Source organism: Parasutterella excrementihominis YIT 11859, from assembly GCF_000205025.1.
Lineage (GTDB): Bacteria > Pseudomonadota > Gammaproteobacteria > Burkholderiales > Burkholderiaceae_F > Parasutterella > Parasutterella excrementihominis.
The window spans coordinates 73,624-92,548 of record NZ_GL883756.1 but is presented as its reverse complement, the minus strand read 5'-3'; the positions used below and the strand labels follow the sequence as shown (position 1 = coordinate 92,548).

Annotated in this window: 19 protein-coding genes; 12 read left to right on the top strand and 7 right to left on the bottom strand. The window is 51.0% G+C overall.

The window, feature by feature from the left end; translation table 11 throughout:
• Window positions 1-12: 12 nt before the first annotated feature.
• Window positions 13-324 (bottom strand): HPF/RaiA family ribosome-associated protein, encoded by a 312-nt coding sequence (locus HMPREF9439_RS11035; RefSeq protein ID WP_008812244.1) that lies wholly within the window; start codon window positions 322-324, stop codon window positions 13-15.
• Window positions 325-751: 427 nt separating this feature from the next.
• Here HMPREF9439_RS11035 and glpK point away from each other — a divergent pair, with 427 nt between their 5' ends.
• The 4 genes from glpK to rpsI all read left to right on the top strand — a co-directional run bounded on the left by glpK (window position 752) and on the right by rpsI (window position 4,791).
• Window positions 752-2,266 (top strand): glycerol kinase GlpK, encoded by a 1,515-nt coding sequence (gene glpK / locus HMPREF9439_RS11025; RefSeq protein WP_008864920.1) that lies wholly within the window; start codon window positions 752-754, stop codon window positions 2,264-2,266.
• Between the two features lie 2 nt (window positions 2,267-2,268).
• Window positions 2,269-3,735: a glycerol-3-phosphate dehydrogenase/oxidase gene (locus tag HMPREF9439_RS11020; RefSeq protein WP_040603627.1), complete on the top strand. Its 1,467-nt coding sequence runs from the start codon at window positions 2,269-2,271 to the stop codon at window positions 3,733-3,735.
• Window positions 3,736-3,966: 231 nt separating this feature from the next.
• On the top strand, window positions 3,967-4,395 hold the full coding sequence (gene rplM, locus HMPREF9439_RS11015; protein ID WP_008812240.1) for a 50S ribosomal protein L13: 429 nt from the start codon (window positions 3,967-3,969) through the stop codon (window positions 4,393-4,395).
• Between the two features lie 3 nt (window positions 4,396-4,398).
• A complete protein-coding gene (gene rpsI, locus HMPREF9439_RS11010; protein WP_008812239.1) occupies window positions 4,399-4,791 on the top strand; it encodes a 30S ribosomal protein S9 in 393 nt (130 codons plus the stop codon).
• Window positions 4,792-4,983: 192 nt separating this feature from the next.
• On the opposite strand, the gene HMPREF9439_RS11005 is transcribed toward rpsI, so the two are convergent.
• Both HMPREF9439_RS11005 and HMPREF9439_RS11000 read right to left on the bottom strand, forming a co-directional pair.
• Window positions 4,984-6,096 carry a porin gene (locus HMPREF9439_RS11005; protein WP_008864918.1) on the bottom strand — a complete coding sequence of 371 codons (1,113 nt, stop codon included), beginning with the start codon at window positions 6,094-6,096 and terminating at the stop codon, window positions 4,984-4,986.
• A 7-nt stretch (window positions 6,097-6,103) separates the two neighbouring features.
• Window positions 6,104-7,621: an FAD-dependent oxidoreductase gene (locus tag HMPREF9439_RS11000; RefSeq protein ID WP_008864917.1), complete on the bottom strand. Its 1,518-nt coding sequence runs from the start codon at window positions 7,619-7,621 to the stop codon at window positions 6,104-6,106.
• A gap of 177 nt (window positions 7,622-7,798) precedes the next feature.
• Between HMPREF9439_RS11000 and HMPREF9439_RS10995 the strand changes: the two genes are divergently transcribed.
• Both HMPREF9439_RS10995 and argC read left to right on the top strand, forming a co-directional pair.
• Window positions 7,799-8,509, top strand: coding sequence for a Crp/Fnr family transcriptional regulator (locus tag HMPREF9439_RS10995; protein ID WP_008864916.1), 711 nt, complete (start codon window positions 7,799-7,801; stop codon window positions 8,507-8,509).
• Window positions 8,510-8,596: 87 nt separating this feature from the next.
• On the top strand, window positions 8,597-9,655 hold the full coding sequence (gene argC / locus HMPREF9439_RS10990; RefSeq protein ID WP_008864915.1) for an N-acetyl-gamma-glutamyl-phosphate reductase: 1,059 nt from the start codon (window positions 8,597-8,599) through the stop codon (window positions 9,653-9,655).
• 57 nt (window positions 9,656-9,712) lie between these two features.
• On the opposite strand, the gene HMPREF9439_RS10985 is transcribed toward argC, so the two are convergent.
• Genes HMPREF9439_RS10985 through tyrS form a run of 3 tightly spaced genes read right to left on the bottom strand, consistent with a single transcriptional unit; the run spans window position 9,713 to window position 12,080 of the window.
• Complete coding sequence (locus tag HMPREF9439_RS10985; RefSeq protein ID WP_008864914.1) at window positions 9,713-10,369, bottom strand: YbhB/YbcL family Raf kinase inhibitor-like protein; 657 nt, start codon at window positions 10,367-10,369, stop codon at window positions 9,713-9,715.
• Between the two features lie 4 nt (window positions 10,370-10,373).
• Window positions 10,374-10,826, bottom strand: a complete 453-nt coding sequence (gene dtd, locus HMPREF9439_RS10980) for a D-aminoacyl-tRNA deacylase (protein ID WP_008864913.1) — start codon at window positions 10,824-10,826, stop codon at window positions 10,374-10,376.
• A gap of 9 nt (window positions 10,827-10,835) precedes the next feature.
• Window positions 10,836-12,080, bottom strand: a complete 1,245-nt coding sequence (tyrS, locus tag HMPREF9439_RS10975; protein ID WP_008864912.1) for a tyrosine--tRNA ligase — start codon at window positions 12,078-12,080, stop codon at window positions 10,836-10,838.
• A gap of 183 nt (window positions 12,081-12,263) precedes the next feature.
• Here tyrS and HMPREF9439_RS10970 point away from each other — a divergent pair, with 183 nt between their 5' ends.
• Both HMPREF9439_RS10970 and HMPREF9439_RS10965 read left to right on the top strand, forming a co-directional pair.
• On the top strand, window positions 12,264-13,589 hold the full coding sequence (locus HMPREF9439_RS10970) for a M23 family metallopeptidase (RefSeq protein ID WP_244862443.1): 1,326 nt from the start codon (window positions 12,264-12,266) through the stop codon (window positions 13,587-13,589).
• Window positions 13,590-13,637: 48 nt separating this feature from the next.
• Entirely contained in the window at window positions 13,638-14,744 is a 1,107-nt protein-coding gene (locus tag HMPREF9439_RS10965; RefSeq protein ID WP_021868305.1) for an anhydro-N-acetylmuramic acid kinase, read from the top strand.
• Window positions 14,745-14,792: 48 nt separating this feature from the next.
• Here the strand turns inward: HMPREF9439_RS10965 and erpA are convergent, their stop codons facing one another.
• A complete protein-coding gene (gene erpA, locus HMPREF9439_RS10960; RefSeq protein WP_008864909.1) occupies window positions 14,793-15,164 on the bottom strand; it encodes an iron-sulfur cluster insertion protein ErpA in 372 nt (123 codons plus the stop codon).
• A gap of 232 nt (window positions 15,165-15,396) precedes the next feature.
• Here erpA and glyA point away from each other — a divergent pair, with 232 nt between their 5' ends.
• Genes glyA through HMPREF9439_RS10940 form a run of 4 tightly spaced genes read left to right on the top strand, consistent with a single transcriptional unit; the run spans window position 15,397 to window position 18,874 of the window.
• Window positions 15,397-16,665, top strand: coding sequence for a serine hydroxymethyltransferase (gene glyA, locus HMPREF9439_RS10955; protein WP_040603625.1), 1,269 nt, complete (start codon window positions 15,397-15,399; stop codon window positions 16,663-16,665).
• A 21-nt stretch (window positions 16,666-16,686) separates the two neighbouring features.
• Window positions 16,687-17,160, top strand: coding sequence for a transcriptional regulator NrdR (nrdR, locus tag HMPREF9439_RS10950; protein ID WP_040603624.1), 474 nt, complete (start codon window positions 16,687-16,689; stop codon window positions 17,158-17,160).
• Window positions 17,157-18,248, top strand: coding sequence for a bifunctional diaminohydroxyphosphoribosylaminopyrimidine deaminase/5-amino-6-(5-phosphoribosylamino)uracil reductase RibD (gene ribD, locus HMPREF9439_RS10945; RefSeq protein WP_040603622.1), 1,092 nt, complete (start codon window positions 17,157-17,159; stop codon window positions 18,246-18,248). The genes nrdR and ribD overlap by 4 nt, the downstream gene beginning before the upstream one ends.
• A gap of 17 nt (window positions 18,249-18,265) precedes the next feature.
• Window positions 18,266-18,874, top strand: a complete 609-nt coding sequence (locus HMPREF9439_RS10940) for a riboflavin synthase (protein WP_008812223.1) — start codon at window positions 18,266-18,268, stop codon at window positions 18,872-18,874.
• Window positions 18,875-18,925: the final 51 nt, after the last annotated feature.

Below are 18,925 nucleotides of genomic sequence, written 5' to 3'. Positions count from 1 at the left end.
CAGAAAAGAGGATTAATTGCCTCTGCGCTTTGCAGCATTGTCTTTGACTTGACGGGCCAAAGAGTCAAAAGCAGCGCGAACGGCTGCGTGGGCATCTTCGTTCTTCGTGTTCATGATGAATTCGTGGCCGGGAGCGTTGAGAGAAACGCGAACGCTGCATTCTCTGCCCTGGTTCTGGTGGCGGCCTTCGCTTTCAACAGCGACGCGGCAACTGATCAGATCAGCATCAAATTTGTGGAGTCCTTCGACTTCTTTTGCGATTAAATTTTCAAGAGCTTCGGAACGATCGATACCGTGGAAACTAACTTGCAGTGGAAGCTTCATATAATCCTCACTTTCTTTTTAAAACTTCTACCCCCAATTGTTTCATATTTTTCGAATAATTGTTAGGGATTTTTAAATTCCCAATTTTGGAGCAGAATAGAAGAAGTTGTGTTTTCACCGAATTTCAATGGAAAATAAACGAAGTTAATCAAAATTCGGTGTTTAACTAAGAGAAAACCCCTCCTTGCTTAATTCTCTAATTCTCGCATCCGCCTCTGTTAAGGCGTTTTAGACTGCAAAAAAGGACGGATATCGGCATTTTTTAGACTGAATTCGTTCAATAAGGCACAAAAGAAATCAATCTCGGCAGATTCTTTTACAAGAGCGCGAAGAAAATTCGGACATCGGGCGGCGGGTTGTGTTAGTTTGACATTACTAATCCGGCCGTCTCTCTGTTTCGGGGCCGGAAAACCGATCAAAGTATTCAATGAGGTTCGCCCGAATGTATGGAACCACAGAATTAATAGCTTCTCTGGACTTAGGGACGACAAGCGCCCGTGCGATTATTTTTAATGCAGAGGGGCGCCCTCTGGCAGCGAGTCAAAAACCTCTGACTCAGTATTTTCCGCACGACGGCTGGGTCGAGCAGGATGCCGAGGAAATCTGGCAGAAGCAAAAGGAATGTTTGTTAGGCACCTTGGCTGATCTTAAGCTGTCCGGGTCTGGACTTCGGGCGTTAGGCATCACGAATCAAAGAGAGACCACCATCGTATGGTCCAAGAAGACCGGAAAGCCGATTTATCGCGCGATTGTCTGGCAGGACAGGCGTACTGCGGCTTTTTGCGAAAGGCTTCACGACAGCGGATTTGAGCCTTTAATTCATGACAAAACCGGCCTTTGTTTAGACCCGTATTTTTCTGCGTCCAAGGTTCGCTGGATATTAGACAATGTTGAGGGTGCAAGAGAGAAGGCTTTAGCCGGAGAGCTTTTGTTCGGCACTGTCGACAGCTGGCTTATCTGGAACCTGACAGGCGGTCTTGGGCATGTGACGGATGTCTCGAATGCTTCGCGCACGCTCTTATTTAATATTCACAACTGCCGCTGGGATGAGGAACTGCTGGATATCTTCGGCATTCCCGCGTCCATGCTGCCTCGCGTCGTTCCGAGCTCAGGTCTCATCGGCAGGACGGCGCGGGCAATCCTCGGCGCTCCTATCGATATCTGCGGCGCAGCCGGCGATCAGCAGGCAGCGACGTTCGGGCAAGCGTGCTTTAAGCCCGGCATGACGAAAAATACCTACGGTACCGGCGGCTTCCTCCTTATGAATACGGGTTCGACGCCTAAGTTATCCGACAACCGACTTCTGAGCACTATCGGGTGGACGATTCCGGGTGCTACCAGTTATGCCTTGGAAGGAAGCGTTTTTGTGGCCGGTGCAGTTGTCCAGTGGCTTAGAGAAGGCGTAGGGCTGATTGACACGAGCGCTGAAATCGAGAGTTTGGCACGGCAGGTCAAGGACAACGGAGGCGTTTATTTAATTCCGGCTTTTGTCGGGTTAGGCGCGCCTTATTGGGATCCTCATGCACGAGGATTAATGATCGGTCTGACTCGTGGAACGACTCGCGCGCATATTGCTCGGGCTGCATTAGAATCAATAACATTCCAGTGCAATGACGTACTTCGGGCAATGATGAACGATGCCGGCGCGCGGCTCACCGAGCTGCGGGTTGACGGCGGCGCTTCGGAAAATGATCTGATGATGCAGTTTCAGGCAGACATTTCCGGCGTTCCGGTCGTGCGTCCAGAAGTGGTTGAGACGACGGCTTTGGGTGCGGCTTATCTGGCTGGACTCGGCTGCGGAGTATGGAAGAGCACGGAAGAAATTGAAAAGTTATGGCGGCGCGAGCGGACATTTGAGCCGACGATGTCGCAGGATCAACGAGAATTTTTAACGACACAATGGGGCCGGGCAGTGGCGCGGTCTAAAGGATGGGAGCAGTAAGAATGGACTTCAACGCAAAGACTAATCCGGGGCGAGAAAGCCGTCTCCAGCAATTGGAAGAGGACAAAGTCTGGGATGTGCTCATCATCGGCGGCGGTGCGACCGGCGCCGGTATTGCGGTTGATGCCGCTGCTCGCGGTTTTTCCACGGTGTTGTTCGACACGCAGGACTTCTCCGAGGGCACTTCCAGCCGTTCCACCAAACTGATCCACGGCGGCGTTCGCTATATGAAGAATCCCCGCGACTGGAAGCTGGTTCGCGAGGCGATGATCGAACGCAAACTGCTGCTGGGCAATGCACCGCATATCGTTCATCCGGAACCGTTCATTCTTCCCTGCTACGAAAACTTCGAGCGCGAATACTACATGGCCGGTCTCTGCCTTTACGGCGCCATGGCTTACGGCGGCTACGAGGTCGGCAAGACCGAATTCCTTTCCGCGGCCGAGACCATCCGCCGTCTGCCCGGCGTCAAAGCCGACGGCTTAAAGGGCGGCGTCCAGTTCTGGGACGCTCAGTTCGATGATTCCCGTCTCAATATTGCCTTAATGAAAACGGCGGAAGCCCGCGGAGCACTTTTGCTGAACTATGTGCCTGTCGTCGGATTTGAAAGAGGCTGCGGCGGCGAAATTACCGTTGTGAAGGTCAAGGATAAATTCAGCGGCAAAGAATACAGCGTTAAGACCCGCATGGTCTTTAATGCGGCCGGTGTCTGGGCCGATGAAATCCGTCGCATGGTTTCTCCGGAGGTGAAGCCGTTTATTCGTGCTTCCCGAGGCTCTCATATTGTTGTCAGCACAGATCACTTTGGCGGCAAGACCGGCATGTTTATTCCGAAGACTTCCGACGGACGCGTTCTTTTCTGCATTCCCTGGCACGGCGTCCTTGAAATCGGAACGACGGACAAAGAAGAAAAGGACATTTCTTTCAATCCGGAACCTACGGAAGAAGAAATCGAATTCATGCTCGAGACGGCCCGCAAGTATCTGGCCTATCCGATCTCGCGCAAGGACGTCCTAGCTTCATTTGCCGGACTGCGTCCTTTGTTCAATCCGAATGCCGGCGGCTCGACCGCAGCTGTTTCCAGAGAACACTCGGTGATTCCAGAATTTAAGAACATGATTACGGTGACCGGCGGCAAGTGGACGGCTTACCGCAAGATGGCCGAGCACGCGATGTCCGTGGCGGTGGACCAAGGCTTAATTTACAAGCGTCCGTGCCCGACGAAATATATGTCGATCTATCGCGACAACGAGTTCAACCCTGATGAAATTGAAGCCGAGATCCTCAAGGGTACCCTGACGGATGAGCAGCTGAAGGCATACGCAGTGCATTGCCGCGATACGCAGTTTGCTATGACGCCTGAAGATGTTCTTTATCGTCGGCTGAGAATCGGCCAGATGAATAAGGCCAAGACAGAAGAACTTCTGCTGAAGATCAAAGACGTTTTTGAAGCTGAAGCTTCCGAATAAAAAGATTGGCCGAGCAAAGATTGCTCGGCCAAATTGCAAAAAACTTTATCTGCGTGTTATCAAGTTGAATTGACTTGATTTTTTACGTATAATCCTGTCCTCTCTGTTGGAGCGTTGTCCTTTCGTCATCGCTCGTCCGTTGTAAATAATGTCGTCTCGGGAATTAATCCGCCCGAGCTTAAAGATAATTTGCGGCGCATTTGTATGCGCCAAATTTATAGGTGAATAGTAATGAAAACCTTCTCGGCCAAGCCGCTTGAAGTGAAGCGTGAATGGTACGTGGTTGATGCAACCGATAAGGTTGTCGGCCGCCTTGCCGCTGAAATCGCTCTCAGACTCCGTGGCAAAGACAAGCCTGAATACACACCGCACGTCGACACGGGCGATTACATCATTGTTGTCAACGCTGACAAGCTCGTCATGACCGGTGCTAAAGCTGAAGACAAGAAGTATTTCCGTCACTCCGGCTACCCCGGCGGCGTATATGAGACCACTTTCCGTAAGATGCAGGAAAAGCATCCCGGCCGTGCTCTCGAAATCGCAGTTAAAGGCATGCTTCCGAAGGGCCCGCTTGGCTATGCCATGTTCAAGAAGCTCTTCGTTTATGCCGGCAGCGACCATAAACACTCCGCCCAGCAACCCAAACAGCTTGAGATCTAAAAAATGATTGGAAATTACAACTACGGCACTGGCCGCCGCAAGAGCTCCGTTGCTCGCGTCTTCATGAAGCGCGGCACCGGCAAGATCGAAATCAACGGCCGTTCTCTTGATGAGTACATCCACCGCGAAACCGGCCGCATGGTCGTTCGTCAGCCGCTCATCCTCACCGACAACGTCGAAACATTCGACATCAAAGTCAATGTTCGCGGCGGCGGTGAATCCGGTCAGGCCGGCGCTATCCGTCACGGTATTACCCGCGCTCTGATCGATTACGATGCAGCTCTCAAGTCTGTTCTGTCTCAGGCAGGTCTTGTTACACGTGACGCTCGTGAAGTCGAACGTAAGAAAGTCGGTCTTCGCAAGGCACGTCGTCGTAAACAGTTCTCCAAGCGTTAATTCGCTACAGAATTGCGGAAACTGCCTCCGGGCAGTTTTCAACAAAGGTCGCTTCGGCGGCCTTTCGTCGTTTATCGGCGTGTAAGTCCAAGGGCTGGGACTTGAAGAAAAAAGGCAGAACGGTTATTCCCGCCTGCCTCAATTAGGAAGTGGTAGACCTTAGTCTGAAGACTTCTGATTTTAGGAAAAGAACTAAAAACTAATGTTTATGCCTGAGAAGATCTGCTGAGCATTGAGTCCGGCTTTGTCAGCAAAAAACGGCAGAGAGCTCCCTGCACCCGGAACAACGACATAGGAAGATTTCTTTTGATTAATTACAGCCGTGTAACCGGCGTATATGGTCGTTCGTTTACTAAGCGGATAGTCGTAACGAAGTCCAAATGACCAGGCATTCTCATCTTTGTTGGTTTGATTCCTCAGGTAGGCTGCTGTAGTAAAGAGCTTTCCTCCGGCGAGCGGAGTTGAGGCGCCGAGTTGAGCAGCCCAAAGATTGGGAGTTTCAGGGGAGCCTTTGGCAAATTTCTTGAGAAAAATCAGCGAAGGCTTGGTTACCCCTAAATCATAGGAACCTCCAAATAAGACCGTTTGATAGTGGTCTTCTCCTTGAATTTTCAGGCTTAATTTGTCGTACAGGTAAACGCCTCTTAACATAACGTTATGGGAAGCGTACTCAAGAGCAATGCTGTAAGAGTTTCCCAGAGAATTGCTTTGTTTTCCCGAGTCCTTTACTTGTTCTCCTAAGGAAACAAACAATTCGGCACTTAACCCTTTGAAACTTGGGGTTTTGTAAAGAAATGAGTTGTCTCTTCGTGCCAGATCAATATTCTTGTTTAGATCACCTCCTAGAACGCTTGCAGCCCCAGGCCAACAAAAGTTTTCTATTGCTCCTCCCAGCGACATGTTGGTCGGATCGATCATGATCATGGTTAAGAAGTAGGGCGTGTACTGTCGGCCGAATGAAAGACTTCCAAAGTTTTCGTTGCTTACTCCCAACCAGGACTCTCTGTGCCAAGCGAGTCCGCCGCCCGCGCCTCCCGGGGTGGCTTCACCATTGTCAAGAAGGAAACCTGCTTCCAATTTGAAATGGGAAGACCAGCCGTTACCTAAATCCTCACTTCCTTTTATCCCCCACAAGGAAGGTTTTGCGCCGCCGCTTTGAATGCCGCTCTTTAATTGGCTGCCAGCTATGTTAACAGCGACATAACCGTCGACAACGCCATATAAAGTTATCTCTGTAGATGACGCGGGCCGAGTAAAAGCAGTAAGAGCGGCAACCAGCGGCACGAGAAGAAAGTATTTGCGCATTCTTTGCTCACTTAGCTAATTTTTTATCCTGTAGAGCTTGGAGCGCAGCATGTCTTCCGGAGTAGGAGGACCACCCGAAAGCATGGCCTGAAGTCCAGACAGGGTAAGTGTCACCGTAGAGGCCTCCTGCATCAACGCCGGCAGCGTATAAACCATCGATCGGATGATTGTTTTTATCGAGAACACGGAAACCTTTGTCGATTTTGATGCCGCCCAGAGAGGTGTAGCTGAAGGGGAAGAGTTTAATTGCGTAGTAAGTAGTACCGGAAATCGGTCTCAGGTACTGGTGAGATTTGCCTAAGAAGGTGTCCCTTCCATCTTCGGCGAGTTTATTGTACTGAGCTACCGTTTTTTCGAGGTTTGCAGCAGGAACACCCATCTTGTGGGCTAACTCTTCTAGGCTATTTGCACTTACGAAAGTAGAGTTGCCTGCTGCCAGAGCTGTTTTGATTTCTTCTTTAAGTTTGGGCAGCTTGTCGAGAACCGGCACGATCACGCCGATACCGTTATCAATTCCTTCTTTTTGGACGTAATCGATGGAGTTGTTATCCCAAATTGCCCATGCGGTGCTTCCGTGCTGCGAGGCGATTGCGTTGCCGGCGTTCGGGAAACTAAATGCATTAGCTTCGTTTGTGAAGCGTTCCCCTTCATTATTCACCCAAAGATTAAACGGCTGCCAGGACATGCAGTAAATAGCGCCCGGGAAAGAGATGCCTTTTCCTTCTACACCGGTATGCAGCATCAAAGTCATCGGTGTTTTCTCACTGCCGGCCCTCCATGCCATTTCAATTCCATCGCCTGTCTTGTTCAGAGGCACGCTGGCCTTAAAGACATCCGGATTCCAACCTAACCATTTTTGGACTTTTTCCGGACTGTTGCCAAATCCTCCGGTAGAAATAATCGTGGCTTTGCTGTGGATAATGACATCATTTCCCTTGGAATCTTTTGCTTTGACGCCCACAACCTTGTTGCCATCCTTAAGCAGCTCTTTGGCGGGTGTTCCGACCAAAATTTCAACGCCTTTTTCTTTTGCAACATCAGCCAGCAACTTAATGTAAGCGGCGCCATGTTCTTGGCCTTTGTACTCTCCGACCACGTGCCAGGTCGGCGCATCATAAGGGGTCATCTGGATTGGCTCAAACTTCATTCCATGAGAAGCAAGCCAATCTAAGTTTTCTGCTGAGCCCCAAACAAATTTTTTCGTCAGAGCAGGGTCCGCTTTATAGTGAGAGTGTTCCATAAGGTAATTGAAGCACTCTTCTCGAGTCAGACCGATGCTTTTTCCACGCTGCCATTTAGATTCGACACCAAAGAGGCCTTCGGCAGCATTAGCGCCTCCGCCTAAGTACGGATTCTTTCCTACCAAGATAACCTTGGCGCCTTTTTCAGCCGCCTGAACTGCGGCAGGAAGACCGGCAGCGCCTCCGCCGACCACTACCACGTCTGCGTTTTTTGAAATTTCAGCCGCCAAAGAAGTCGAGGAAAGAGCAACAAAGACGGAAAGTGCGATGAGAGTTTTTTGCATTTTATTTCTCCTAAGGGTGATGAAGTTGTCGAACTCACGGAGAAATATTAGAACCGGACACACGGTTGGTATAGATCCCCTTCTGTTGCCTAGACAACGATTAGATATCGGTAGATAACCCAACTGTTGTCTACACAACGAATTTGGTTAAAATTTTCTTAAAGAAGGGAGGGTTTAATGAGACAAGTTTTCTATTCCAGTCCGTGGATACACGAACCTGAACCGGAAGAATTATTCAGAATTTATGCCGCCTATGGAGAAAGAATCAAAGTTAAAGCAGGAGTCGATCTCCCGTATTCAGGAGAAGATGCGCTTGTTTGCTATCTAGAAAAAGGGCTCGGAGCTTTTTCGTACCTTGATAAGTCGGGACATAAAAATTACTTTGCGATCATCGTTCCGAAACGAACCTTTGGAGACTTGGTTTCTTTGACACAAAATAGGATGTGTTTAAAAGGTGAAATTTTGCGGGACTCAACTCTCATTATTCTGAAGAGGAAGATTTGGGAAGAACAGGTTATGAAGTCAGTGGCAACATTATCTTGCTATGTCAGAAATGCAATTAGCAAAGAAGAGTCACACATGGAAGGGATGATTGCCAACTCCACCCTTGAACTGCCGGAGAGAATCCTGTCCTTCTCATACGCATTAATTAACGCGTACTATCCGCCGAAACTCGAAGACTGGAATCCTCTGCCGGTGACGCTGACATTAACGGAGATAAGCAGAGTAGTTGCTGCAAACCGAACGTCTGTGAGCTTGATTATTTCTGACTGGATTAAAGATGGGAATGCCCAGAAAAAAGGAAGGCAGCTCTTAATTTACGGGAGACTTTTCCAAAATCTTTATGACTGGAGCTGCAGTTTCGATAAAAGTAGCAGTAATCCATGAGGGGAACCGGTTTCAGAATCCAACAGATCTGCGTAAGAATGCATTTTTAGAAGTAACATTTAAGAACCTCATACCTAAGGAAATTAAATGAAAAAAGTAAAAGTCGGCATTGTGGGCGGTTCCGGGTATACCGGCATTGAATTACTTCGTCTCCTGGCACAGCATCCGCATGCGGAAATTGTCACGATCACGGGTCGAAAGGACGCCGGAACGCATGTCGCCAAAATGTTTCCATCACTTAGAGGACGCGTGGATTTGGTTTTTGAAGATCCTGCTTCCGCACCTCTGGATCAATGTGATGTCGTATTCTTTGCAACGCCGCACGGCGTAGCGATGAGCATGGCAGAAGAGCTCACTTCCAAGGGCATCAAAGTTATTGACCTTGCCGCAGATTTCCGCCTGAAAGATAAAGAAGTTTTTAAGAAGTGGTACAAGATGGGCCACAAATGCCCCGAGATTTTGGCTAAAGCCGTCTACGGTCAGCCGGAAAGTATGCGGGACGAAATGAAGAATGCAGACGTTCTCGGTATGGCAGGCTGCTACCCGACGACGATTGAGCTCGGACTTATGCCGCTGCTCAAGCTTCACAAAGAAGTCGGCGATATCGTGAATCTTGATGTTTCGATTATTGCGGACAGCAAATCCGGCATCAGCGGTGCCGGACGCAAAGCCGATATCAGTCTGAACTGCGCCGAGTTCTCCGATAATTTCAAAGCCTACGGCGTTGCCGGCCATCGCCATGAGCCGGAGATGGTTCAGCAGCTGAGCCTCTTTGCCGGTGAGACTGTTCCCCTGACGTTTATTCCTCACTTGCTGCCGAATATCCGCGGCATCTTTTCCACGATTTATGTGCGCTTGAAAGAAAGGGGCATGGGCATCGATTATCAAGCCCTCTATGAAAAAGCCTATGCAGAAGAACCGTTTGTTGACGTCCTGCCGGAAGGTTCGCAGCCAGAGACGAGAATGGTACGCGGCTCCAATATGGTCCGTATTGCGCTCTACCGAAAAGAGCCTGACCTCTTGGTGATCCTAGTGGTTGAGGACAACTTAGTAAAAGGTTCGGCCGGTCAAGCAGTGCAGGCCATGAATCTTGTCATGGGACTCCCGGAAACAGAAGGTCTGGAGCAAATCGCTTTGGTTCCGTAAGGAAGCCGTCCATAAAAACCGAAGGGCCGCGAAAAGCGGCCCTTCGAGTTTGTGCGATTAAGAATTTTTGATCAGCTTCGGATTCAGCGTGTAAGTTCCGACGGTGGAAGCAGATGCGAGGATATGACCTTTCATGGCTTCTTTGACATCTCTGCCGTTGAAATTGCCTTTGAGAGGCAGCAGCGGGAAATCCACTGCGTAGACGGTAAAGACGTAGCGATGTACGCGTTCATCGTTCCACGGGGGGAAAGGACCGTCGTATCCGTAATAATGCCCCTCGTTGTTCGGATCGTCTTTGAAGGCTTCGGTATAGTCGTTGAGCCCTTGACGCATGCCGTTGGCGCAAGCCGGTCCTCTTTTGCCGCGAGGAGAAATTCCCTTAGAGAGCGTCGCGGCATCGATGCACGGCTCTTCCGGCACGATGTCGACCAACACCCAATGAATGAAACTTGTTCTCGGGGCGTCCGCCGGAATCGTTTCTCCTTCGACATTGGCCTTGGAGAAATCCGCAGGAACATCGTTGTCTTCGCAAATAACGATTAAAGACTTTGTCCCGAGGGGCGGATTAGACCAGGCAATCTGAGGATTTCGGTTGCCTGCCGGCAAGGTATGCTCTTTTCCCATCGGGTCGGGTTTTGCAAAGGCAAAACCTTCGGGAATCGGCTTGCCGTCTTCAAAAGAATCGCTCCAAACGCGAAAAATCGTATCCATCATTTTTTTAGTCTTTCTTCTTGGGGTAGCAAAGGCGGAACGTCACAGGGCCGTCGTTTACGAGACTGATCTGCATATGAGCGCCGAAAACACCGGTCACCGGATTAAATCCGAGCGACCGAAGCTTTTCGAGGAAGCGCACGTAAAGCGCTTCTCCGAGGGCCGGATCGGCCGCCGGAGAAAAGCTCGGGCGCGTGCCGCTGTTGGTATCGGCAGCCAGAGTGAACTGGGAAGCGACGAGGATTCCTCCGTTGACGGTTTTTAGGCTCAGGTTCATTTTGCCGTCGGCATCGCTAAAAACTCGATAGCCGACGACTTTTTCCGCGAGGGCGTCGGCATACTCGAGCTTATCGTTTTTTTCTCCGCAGACCAAAACCATTAAGCCCTGACCGATACTTCCGCGGAATTCACCGTCGGCAGTAATCGACGCTTCCGAGACACGCTGAATCAATGCAATCATGGCAGCAGGTTACTTCAGAGTGACCTTAGCCCATTTCCTCTTGCCGACCTGGAGCGTATAAGTTCCGGGCTGGACCTGAAGGGCTTTGTCCGTGACTTTTTCGCCGTTCAAATGAACGCCGCCCTGGGTGACATTGCGGCCGGCTTCACTGGTGGAAGGCGCCAAACCGGCTTCTTTGATGAGCTTGAGGATGCCCATGGCTTCGCCGCCGTTTTCAAGCGTGACTTCAGGAATGTTTTCAGGAACGGCGCCTTTGCGGAAGCGGTTGATGAATTCCTGTTCGGCAGCGTCGGCAGCTTCAGCATTGTGGAAGCGCGTGACGATTTCCTTAGCCAGCATGACCTTAGCGTCGCGCGGATTACGGCCGGCTTCGCACTCTTTCTTGAGCTGCTGAATTTCTTCGTTGCTTCTCATAGAGAGCAGGTCGAACCAGTTCCACATCAGGTCATCGGACAAGGACATGACTTTGCCGAACATTTCGTTCGGTTCTTCAGTAATGCCGATGTAGTTGTGTTTGGACTTGCTCATCTTGTTGACGCCGTCCAGACCGACGAGCAAAGGCATCGTGATGATGCACTGAGCTTCTTGGTTGTACTGACGCTGCAGTTCGCGGCCGACTAAAAGGTTGAAACGCTGGTCGGAACCGCCGAGTTCGACGTCGGCTTCAAGTGCAACGGAGTCATAGCCCTGCATCAGCGGGTAGATCAGCTCGTGCATAGCAATCGGAGCCTGGGAAGCAAAACGCTTAGCGAAGTCGTCGCGTTCGAGCAGACGGGCGAGCGTATAGCGGGAGGCGAGTTTGATGAAGCCGGCGGAGCCTAATTTATTGCACCATTCGGAGTTAAAGCGAACCTCGGTTTTGTCCTTGTCCAAAACTTTGTAGGCCTGATCGAGATAAGTCTTGGCATTGGCCTCGATCTGTTCACGAGTGAGCGGCGGACGCGTGGTGTTGCGGCCGGAGGGGTCGCCGATCGCGCTGGTGAAGTCGCCCACGAGGAAGATCACGGTATGACCGAGGTTTTGGAATTGGCGAAGTTTGTTCAAGACGACGGTATGACCCAAATGAATGTCGGGAGCCGTGGGGTCAAGACCTAATTTAATTCTCAGAGGTTTACCGGTGGCTTTCGAACGAGCCAGTTTTTGTTCGAGCTCTTCTTCAACGAGAAGCGTGTCTGTGCCGCGCTTAATCAGCGCCATCGCTTCTTTAATATCTTCCGTTACCGGAAACTTTTTTTCCTGAGCAGTATCTGTCATTTATTGAAACATCCTGAAATTTTAGGTGGAACCCCTCGAAGACTTGAGAAAATTAATGTTTTATAATCAATCGACTCAAATCCGAAGGGCAGATTTCCAAAACAGCCCTTATTCTACTTTCTCTACCCGACGTTGTCAGATATCGGGGATGTGGGAGTGTTCGTTTTTAATAGAGAGATCAGAGTGAAGCCGTTTAAAACCAAATTTACGAAGATTTTGACTGGTCTGGGCGTGACTGCGGCTTTACTGTTATCCATTCCTTCACCGGCCGTTTCTCAGGAAGCTCTCCCCGGAAAAGGCGAAGTGGTCTTAGAGAAAGCCGGCGAGATTGAACTCGGGGATTTGATCCAGCAGTGGGCCAGTGAGATGGACCACGTTTACGCCGAGACCCGCATCCAAGCAAAAGACTCGAACAAAAAGATTTTCGAAAGACTGGGCATTAACGACAAAGCGTTTGTTCGTTATGTGAACTCCATCAAAGGCAAAGAGAATCCTTTTGCTCGCCTCCAGAAAGGACGCTTAATTCAGGCTCGCCTGACGCCGACCGGAGAAGTCATTTCTCTGCGCGTCTTCCGTCCGATTGACTCCTTGTCTCGCGACGTCGCTTACTTCCAGGTCAGCAAAGAATCCGGAAAATTTAAGCACGCCAATTTAAAGAGCGAGATCGATGCCTTCCCGATTGCCTCTTCCGCAGTAATTAAGACTACGCTGGAGAGCGCAGCCGTTTCGGCAAATATTCCGGCCAATGTTTTGGCTCAGATTAAAGAGAGACTCAGCACGTCGATGGACGTGAACAAGGGTGTTGCTGCCGGCGACTCTTTCAGCGTAATTTATGAACGCCGTCAGATCGACGGAGCCGACCTCGGTTCCGGCAAGCTTTTGGCAATTGAGTATTTCTCCAAAGGCAAGACGATTGATTCCTACTGGTACGAGGGCGAAGGCGTCGAAGGTTATTTCGACTCCGAAGGCAACAACACAGACATTACGTTCCTGCGTATGCCCTGTGAAGCCCGCGTAACTTCCACATTTAACCGCGTTCGTAAGCATCCTGTGACAGGACGCCTGCGTCCGCACTGGGGCGTTGACCTCGGTGCACCGCGCGGAACACCGGTTTACGCAGCCGGCGACGGAGTGATTTCTTCCAAGAAATATCAACGCCGCGGCTACGGTTACTGGCTTGAGCTCACTCATGCCGGCGGTTATAAATCCCTGTATGCCCACTTAAGCAAGTACGCTCCCGGCATGGCCGAAGGCGTCAAAGTTAAGAAAGGACAGCTGATCGGATATGTCGGTACTTCCGGAATGGTGACCGGTCCGCATCTTCACTATGAACTGAAGAAAGACGGTCAGCAGATCAATCCGCTTATCGCCGATCTTCGAACCGGAGAAAACCTGAAGGACGATGCCCTCGAGGATTACAAGCTTGCGATTTCCCCGATGCGTCGACAAATCGCAATGCTGAGCCGACTTCAGCTAGCGCAAAATTCAGCTTCGACAGGTTCGGACTAAACGACTTGTTAGAATTTGAGGCCTCAGTTGTATGAGGCCTTTGTTTTTATGTGCACTCCAAATATTCCTATTTACGTCGGCATGATGTCCGGCACCAGTATGGACGGCGTTGACGCGGTCGCATGTGTCTTTAACGAAAAGGGCTGTCAGTTCATTGCCCGCAGTTTTGAGCCGTATTCGGACATGCTGCGCGAAAGCCTGCTTTCTTTGTGCCGCAGCGGTCCGGACGAAGTTGTTCGTATGCAGAACGGCGCCAATGAGATTGCCAAGATTTATGCAAAGGCCTTCAATAAACTGCTGACTGACAGCGGACTGAATTACAAGAACATTCGAGCAATCGGAGCGCACGGTCAGACGATTCGCCACAATCCGCAGATCGGAGCGAGTACGCAACTGATTAATGGAGCATTGCTGGCAGAGCTGACAAAAACCGACGTCATTACGGATTTCAGAAGCCGTGACTTGGCCGCAGGCGGAGAAGGGGCCCCGTTGGTTCCCGCTTTTCATAAATGGGTACTGAGCGGAGACGTGCCGCGCGGCATTTTAAATATCGGCGGCATCAGCAATCTAACGATACTCCCCGAGCGCGGCAGCGAGGATGAAGTCTTAGGTTTTGACTGCGGTCCCGGAAACGTACTGATGGATGCTTGGATCGAAAAAGTCAATCATGTTCGGTACGACCGGGACGCTATGTGGGCGCGCAGCGGCAAAGTGATTCCGCAGCTGCTGGAAAGTCTGAAACAGGAAAAATTCTTTTCTCAAGTTCCGCCGAAGAGTACCGGGCGGGAGCTCTTCAACCTGCCTTGGCTGGAAGCCCGATTAAACGGAGAAAAGCCGGAGGATGTACAGCGGACACTGGTTTCGTTTACCGCTGAAACGGTCACGGATGCGATTCGCAATTTTGCGCCGCACATTAAGGAGCTGAGAGTTTGCGGCGGAGGTGCTAAGAATCCGCTGATGATCAGCGAACTGGCGCTTCTCAACCCCGATTTGCTGGTGACAACAACCGCGGATCTCGGCGTAGATCCGCAGGATGTGGAAGGGTTAGCCTTTGCGTGGCTCGCCTATCGTTTTGACCGCCGCGAGACGGGAAATCTGCCGAGCGCCACCGGAGCCTCAGGTTCAAGAATTTTGGGCTGTTTGTACCCCGCCTAAACGAAAAGACCTCCTTGCGGAGGTCTTGATTCAGTCGTGCTCTGATGCTTAGACGGAGAAGCTGGAGCCGCAGCTGCAGGTTGTCGTCGCGTTCGGGTTCTTAATCACAAACTGCGCGCCTTCGAGGTCTTCCTTGTAGTCGATCTCGGCACCGACGAGGTACTGGTAGCTCATGGAGTCGATCAAGAGTGTGACTCCGTTTCTGACCATCACGGCGTCGTCTTCGTTAGTGGTTTCATCAAAAGTGAAACCGTACTGGAAGCCGGAGCATCCGCCGCCCTGAACGAAAACTCTGAGTTTGAGATTCGGGTTGCCCTCTTCGTCAATCAGTTCTTTAACTTTGAGGCTGGCAGCATCGGTGAAGATAATGGGGTCGGGAAGCTTGATCTGATCCTGATCCTGAACATTGTTTTCAGCCATTATTTTTCCTTGCAATAAGTAAATTTAGTGCTATGGATTATAAAGAATCCGTCAATAGCACAAGGCCGTATTAGGTCATGATTTGTGAAAACAAACGGATTCGATCTATCAGATTAGGCTGTTTGATTTTGCGAACAAGGGTCAGTTCAGCGACCTTTCAAACTTATAATCCTTGAATAAACGCCTGCGGACAAACCCCCGCAGTTTTATGGCTTACTTATGGGAAAAGCACATGTTCGACAAGAATTCGACCATCGAAATATCTGACCCGGCTGTATGGGAAATCATTCAAAAAGAGGGCAAACGTCAGGAAGATCAGATTGAACTGATTGCCAGTGAGAACTACGCCTCTCCGGCTGTTATGGCAGCACAGGGCTCGGTGCTGACCAATAAGTATGCCGAAGGCTATCCCGGCAAACGTTATTACGGCGGCTGCGAATACGTAGACGAAGCCGAAACACTTGCGAAAGAGCGTGCACTAAAACTCTTCTGCGAACCGGTCGGTGTGGAAATGGCGGTCAACGTTCAGCCGCACTCCGGTGCTCAGGCCAATATGTCCGTTTTCTTCGGTTTGCTGAATCCCGGCGACACGGTGATGGGCATGTCGCTGGCCGAAGGCGGTCACTTGTCTCACGGCATGAAACTCAACATGTCCGGCAAGTGGTTCAATGTTGTGAGCTACGGCTTAAACGACAAAGAAGAAATTGACTACGACCAGGTTGAGAAACTCGCCGTCGAAAACAAACCCAAGATCATCATCGCCGGCGCTTCCGCCTATTCTTTACATATCGACTTCAAGCGTTTCAGCGAAATTGCTAAGAAAGTCGGTGCCTACTTGATGGTGGATATGGCTCACTACGCCGGTTTGATTGCTGCCGGCGTTTATCCGAGCCCGTTCCCTTACGCCGATATCGTGACGACAACGACGCACAAGACCCTTCGCGGTCCGAGAGGCGGCATGATTTTCTGCCGTCCGGATCTGGAAAAACAGATCAATATGGCTGTGTTCCCGGGCGTTCAAGGCGGTCCTCTGATGCACGTGATCGCCGCCAAGGCCGTGGCCTTCGGTGAAGCATTAAAACCGGAATACAAGGAATATCAGCAGCAGGTTATTAAGAATGCCGCGGCAATGGCCGACGCTCTGACTAAACGCGGTCTTCGTATTGTTTCCGGCCGCACCGAAAGCCATGTGATGCTCGTGGACCTTCGTTCTAAGAACATTACCGGTAAAGAAGCTGAAACCGTTCTTCATAAAGTCGGCATTACCGTCAACAAGAACTCCATTCCGAACGATCCGCAAAAACCGTTTGTGACGAGCGGTATTCGTTTAGGCTCGCCTGCTATGACCACTCGCGGCTTCAAAGAAAACGAAGCCGTTGAAGTGGCCAATCTCATTGCTGACGTACTCGATGCGCCTAAGAATGAGCAGGTTCTTGCCAACGTGAAAGAGCGTGTTGCCAGTCTCGTTGCCCGATTCCCGGTTTATCTGGAAACTGTGTAAGGCTGATTCAGGAGCGATCCTATGCTTTGTCCCTACTGCAAAGAACCCAACACTCAAGTTATTGATTCCCGCACCTGCGAAGAAGGTTTGGCGATTCGCCGTCGGAGAAAATGTCCGACCTGCGGCGCCCGCTTTACAACCTACGAGAAAGCGGCACTGCAGATGCCGCTCATCATCAAGAAAAACGGCAGCGTTCGGGAAGCCTACAACAGCGATAAACTGCGCCGCTCGATGCAGATTGCACTGCGCAAGCGGCCGGTGAAAGCCAGCGAGCTCGACTCTGCGATATCCCGCATTGAAAAGCAGCTTCAAGTGTCCGGGGAAAAGGAAGTGACCTCTAAACGCGTCGGAGACATGGTCATGCTCGAGCTGAAAAAGCTCGACAACGTGGCCTATGTCCGCTACGGTTCGGTCTACTTTAACTGCGGTACGCTGGACGACATGATCAAGCTTGTTGAAAACGCCGGAGAGGATCAGGGTAAGGAGGGAAAATGAGTTTTTCCGATTGTTCATATATGCGCCGTGCGCTGGAGCTGGCCAAGAAAGCTCGTTTTAACTGCCCGCCGAATCCGGCTGTCGGCTGCGTGATTGTTAAAGACCGCCGCATCATCGGCGAAGGCTTTACTCAAAAGACCGGCGAAGCCCATGCCGAAGTCATGGCCCTTCGTGATGCGGCTTCCCGCGGAGAAAGTGTGGCGGGCGCAACGGTTTACGTGACGCTGGAACCGTGCTCCCACTACGGAAGAACACCGCCGTGTGCCTTAGCGCTTAAAAATGCGAAGGTTGCCCGCGTGGTTGCAGCTTTGAAAGACCCTAATCCTTTGGTGGCCGGCAAGGGCCTCAAGATGCTGGAAGAGGCCGGCGTTAAAGTCGAGTGCGGTCTGGAGGCCGAAGAAGCCGAAGAGATCAACCGCGGATTCTTAAAACGTCAAAGAGAAGGTATGCCTTGGGTTCGCACCAAGATGGCCATGAGCGTGGACGGCAATACAGCGCTTGCCAACGGCAAGAGCCAGTGGATTACTTCGGAAGAAGCCCGCGCGGACGGACACTTCTGGCGCGGTATCAGCGGAGCAGTGCTGACAGGGCTCGGTACGGTGCTGGCGGATAATCCTCAGATGACGGCTCGTTTTGAAGGCGTGACGCGTCAGCCGCTGAAGGTCGTTGTGGATTCCAATCTGAGTCTCAATCCGGACCTGAAGATTTTCCAAGGCGGAAAGACCTTGTTGGTCTGCGCACACTACGACATCGTTCGTGCCGAGAACTTTGAAAGTCAGGGCGTTGAAGTGATCGAGCTGCCCGGTAAAGACGGCAAGGTCGACCTCAGGGCCCTGATGCGGGAATTAGCGAAGCGCGAAATTAATGACGTGCATGTGGAGGCCGGAGCTCGTTTGAACGGCGCTTTGGCCATGGAAGGTCTGATCGACGAATATCTGATCTATGTGGCGCCGGTATTTTTAGGAGACGGACGCCGTCTTCTGGATTTACCATCTTTTAAAGACCTTTGTGAGGGTGTCGCGTTAGAATTCACCGATATTCAAAAAGTTGGTCCGGATGTGCGTCTGATGCTTCGTCCGGTGCGCTAAATAAGGAGAGGATATTTATGTTTACAGGAATTATTCAGGCCGTCGGCCGTATTCGCGATAACGAAGAGATTGGCGACGGTCTGCGTATTCATGTTGAAGCCCCGGAACTCGGTCTGGACACCGTCAAGATCGGCGACTCCATCGCCATCAACGGCGCCTGCATGACGGTAGTCGAAGTCGACGAAAAGAAATTCAAGGTTGAAGTTTCCGCTGAGTCGCTGAGCAAAACCGCCGGCTTAGACGGCTGGGGCTACGTGAACCTGGAAAAGGCCATGCGTCTCGGCGACCGTCTGGACGGTCATATTGTGAGCGGCCATGTTGACGGTGTAGGCGAAGTCGACGCTTTCGAAAAAGTTGCCGAATCCTATCGTTTGGTGGTCCGCTGCCCGATGAAGCTTGCCAAGTTCTTAGCCTATAAAGGCTCGGTCGCCATCAACGGCGTTTCCCTGACGATCAATGAAGTGGAAGATACGCCTGCCGGCACCCGCATCAGCATCAACTTGATTCCTCATACTTTCGAACACACTTCCTTCAAGTACACCAAGAAGCGCGATCTGGTCAATGTCGAAGTGGATACGGTTGCCCGCTACATCGAAAGAATGTATTCGCTCACTGAGCATAAATAATTGAATTTTTGACGGCCTTTAAACCCATCGCGGAGCGATTCGCGGAGGATT

Excerpts from the sequence above, each read along its gene's own strand:
- HMPREF9439_RS11035 (WP_008812244.1), bottom strand. The coding sequence starts at position 324 with ATGAAGCTTCCACTGCAAGTTAGTTTCCACGGTATCGATCGTTCCGAA.
- glpK (WP_008864920.1), top strand. The coding sequence starts at position 752 with ATGAGGTTCGCCCGAATGTATGGAACCACAGAATTAATAGCTTCTCTG.
- HMPREF9439_RS11020 (WP_040603627.1), top strand. The coding sequence starts at position 2,269 with ATGGACTTCAACGCAAAGACTAATCCGGGGCGAGAAAGCCGTCTCCAG.
- rplM (WP_008812240.1), top strand. The coding sequence starts at position 3,967 with ATGAAAACCTTCTCGGCCAAGCCGCTTGAAGTGAAGCGTGAATGGTAC.
- rpsI (WP_008812239.1), top strand. The coding sequence starts at position 4,399 with ATGATTGGAAATTACAACTACGGCACTGGCCGCCGCAAGAGCTCCGTT.
- HMPREF9439_RS11005 (WP_008864918.1), bottom strand. The coding sequence starts at position 6,096 with ATGCGCAAATACTTTCTTCTCGTGCCGCTGGTTGCCGCTCTTACTGCT.
- HMPREF9439_RS11000 (WP_008864917.1), bottom strand. The coding sequence starts at position 7,621 with ATGCAAAAAACTCTCATCGCACTTTCCGTCTTTGTTGCTCTTTCCTCG.
- HMPREF9439_RS10995 (WP_008864916.1), top strand. The coding sequence starts at position 7,799 with ATGAGACAAGTTTTCTATTCCAGTCCGTGGATACACGAACCTGAACCG.
- argC (WP_008864915.1), top strand. The coding sequence starts at position 8,597 with ATGAAAAAAGTAAAAGTCGGCATTGTGGGCGGTTCCGGGTATACCGGC.
- HMPREF9439_RS10985 (WP_008864914.1), bottom strand. The coding sequence starts at position 10,369 with ATGATGGATACGATTTTTCGCGTTTGGAGCGATTCTTTTGAAGACGGC.
- dtd (WP_008864913.1), bottom strand. The coding sequence starts at position 10,826 with ATGATTGCATTGATTCAGCGTGTCTCGGAAGCGTCGATTACTGCCGAC.
- tyrS (WP_008864912.1), bottom strand. The coding sequence starts at position 12,080 with ATGACAGATACTGCTCAGGAAAAAAAGTTTCCGGTAACGGAAGATATT.
- HMPREF9439_RS10965 (WP_021868305.1), top strand. The coding sequence starts at position 13,638 with ATGTGCACTCCAAATATTCCTATTTACGTCGGCATGATGTCCGGCACC.
- erpA (WP_008864909.1), bottom strand. The coding sequence starts at position 15,164 with ATGGCTGAAAACAATGTTCAGGATCAGGATCAGATCAAGCTTCCCGAC.
- glyA (WP_040603625.1), top strand. The coding sequence starts at position 15,397 with ATGTTCGACAAGAATTCGACCATCGAAATATCTGACCCGGCTGTATGG.
- nrdR (WP_040603624.1), top strand. The coding sequence starts at position 16,687 with ATGCTTTGTCCCTACTGCAAAGAACCCAACACTCAAGTTATTGATTCC.
- ribD (WP_040603622.1), top strand. The coding sequence starts at position 17,157 with ATGAGTTTTTCCGATTGTTCATATATGCGCCGTGCGCTGGAGCTGGCC.
- HMPREF9439_RS10940 (WP_008812223.1), top strand. The coding sequence starts at position 18,266 with ATGTTTACAGGAATTATTCAGGCCGTCGGCCGTATTCGCGATAACGAA.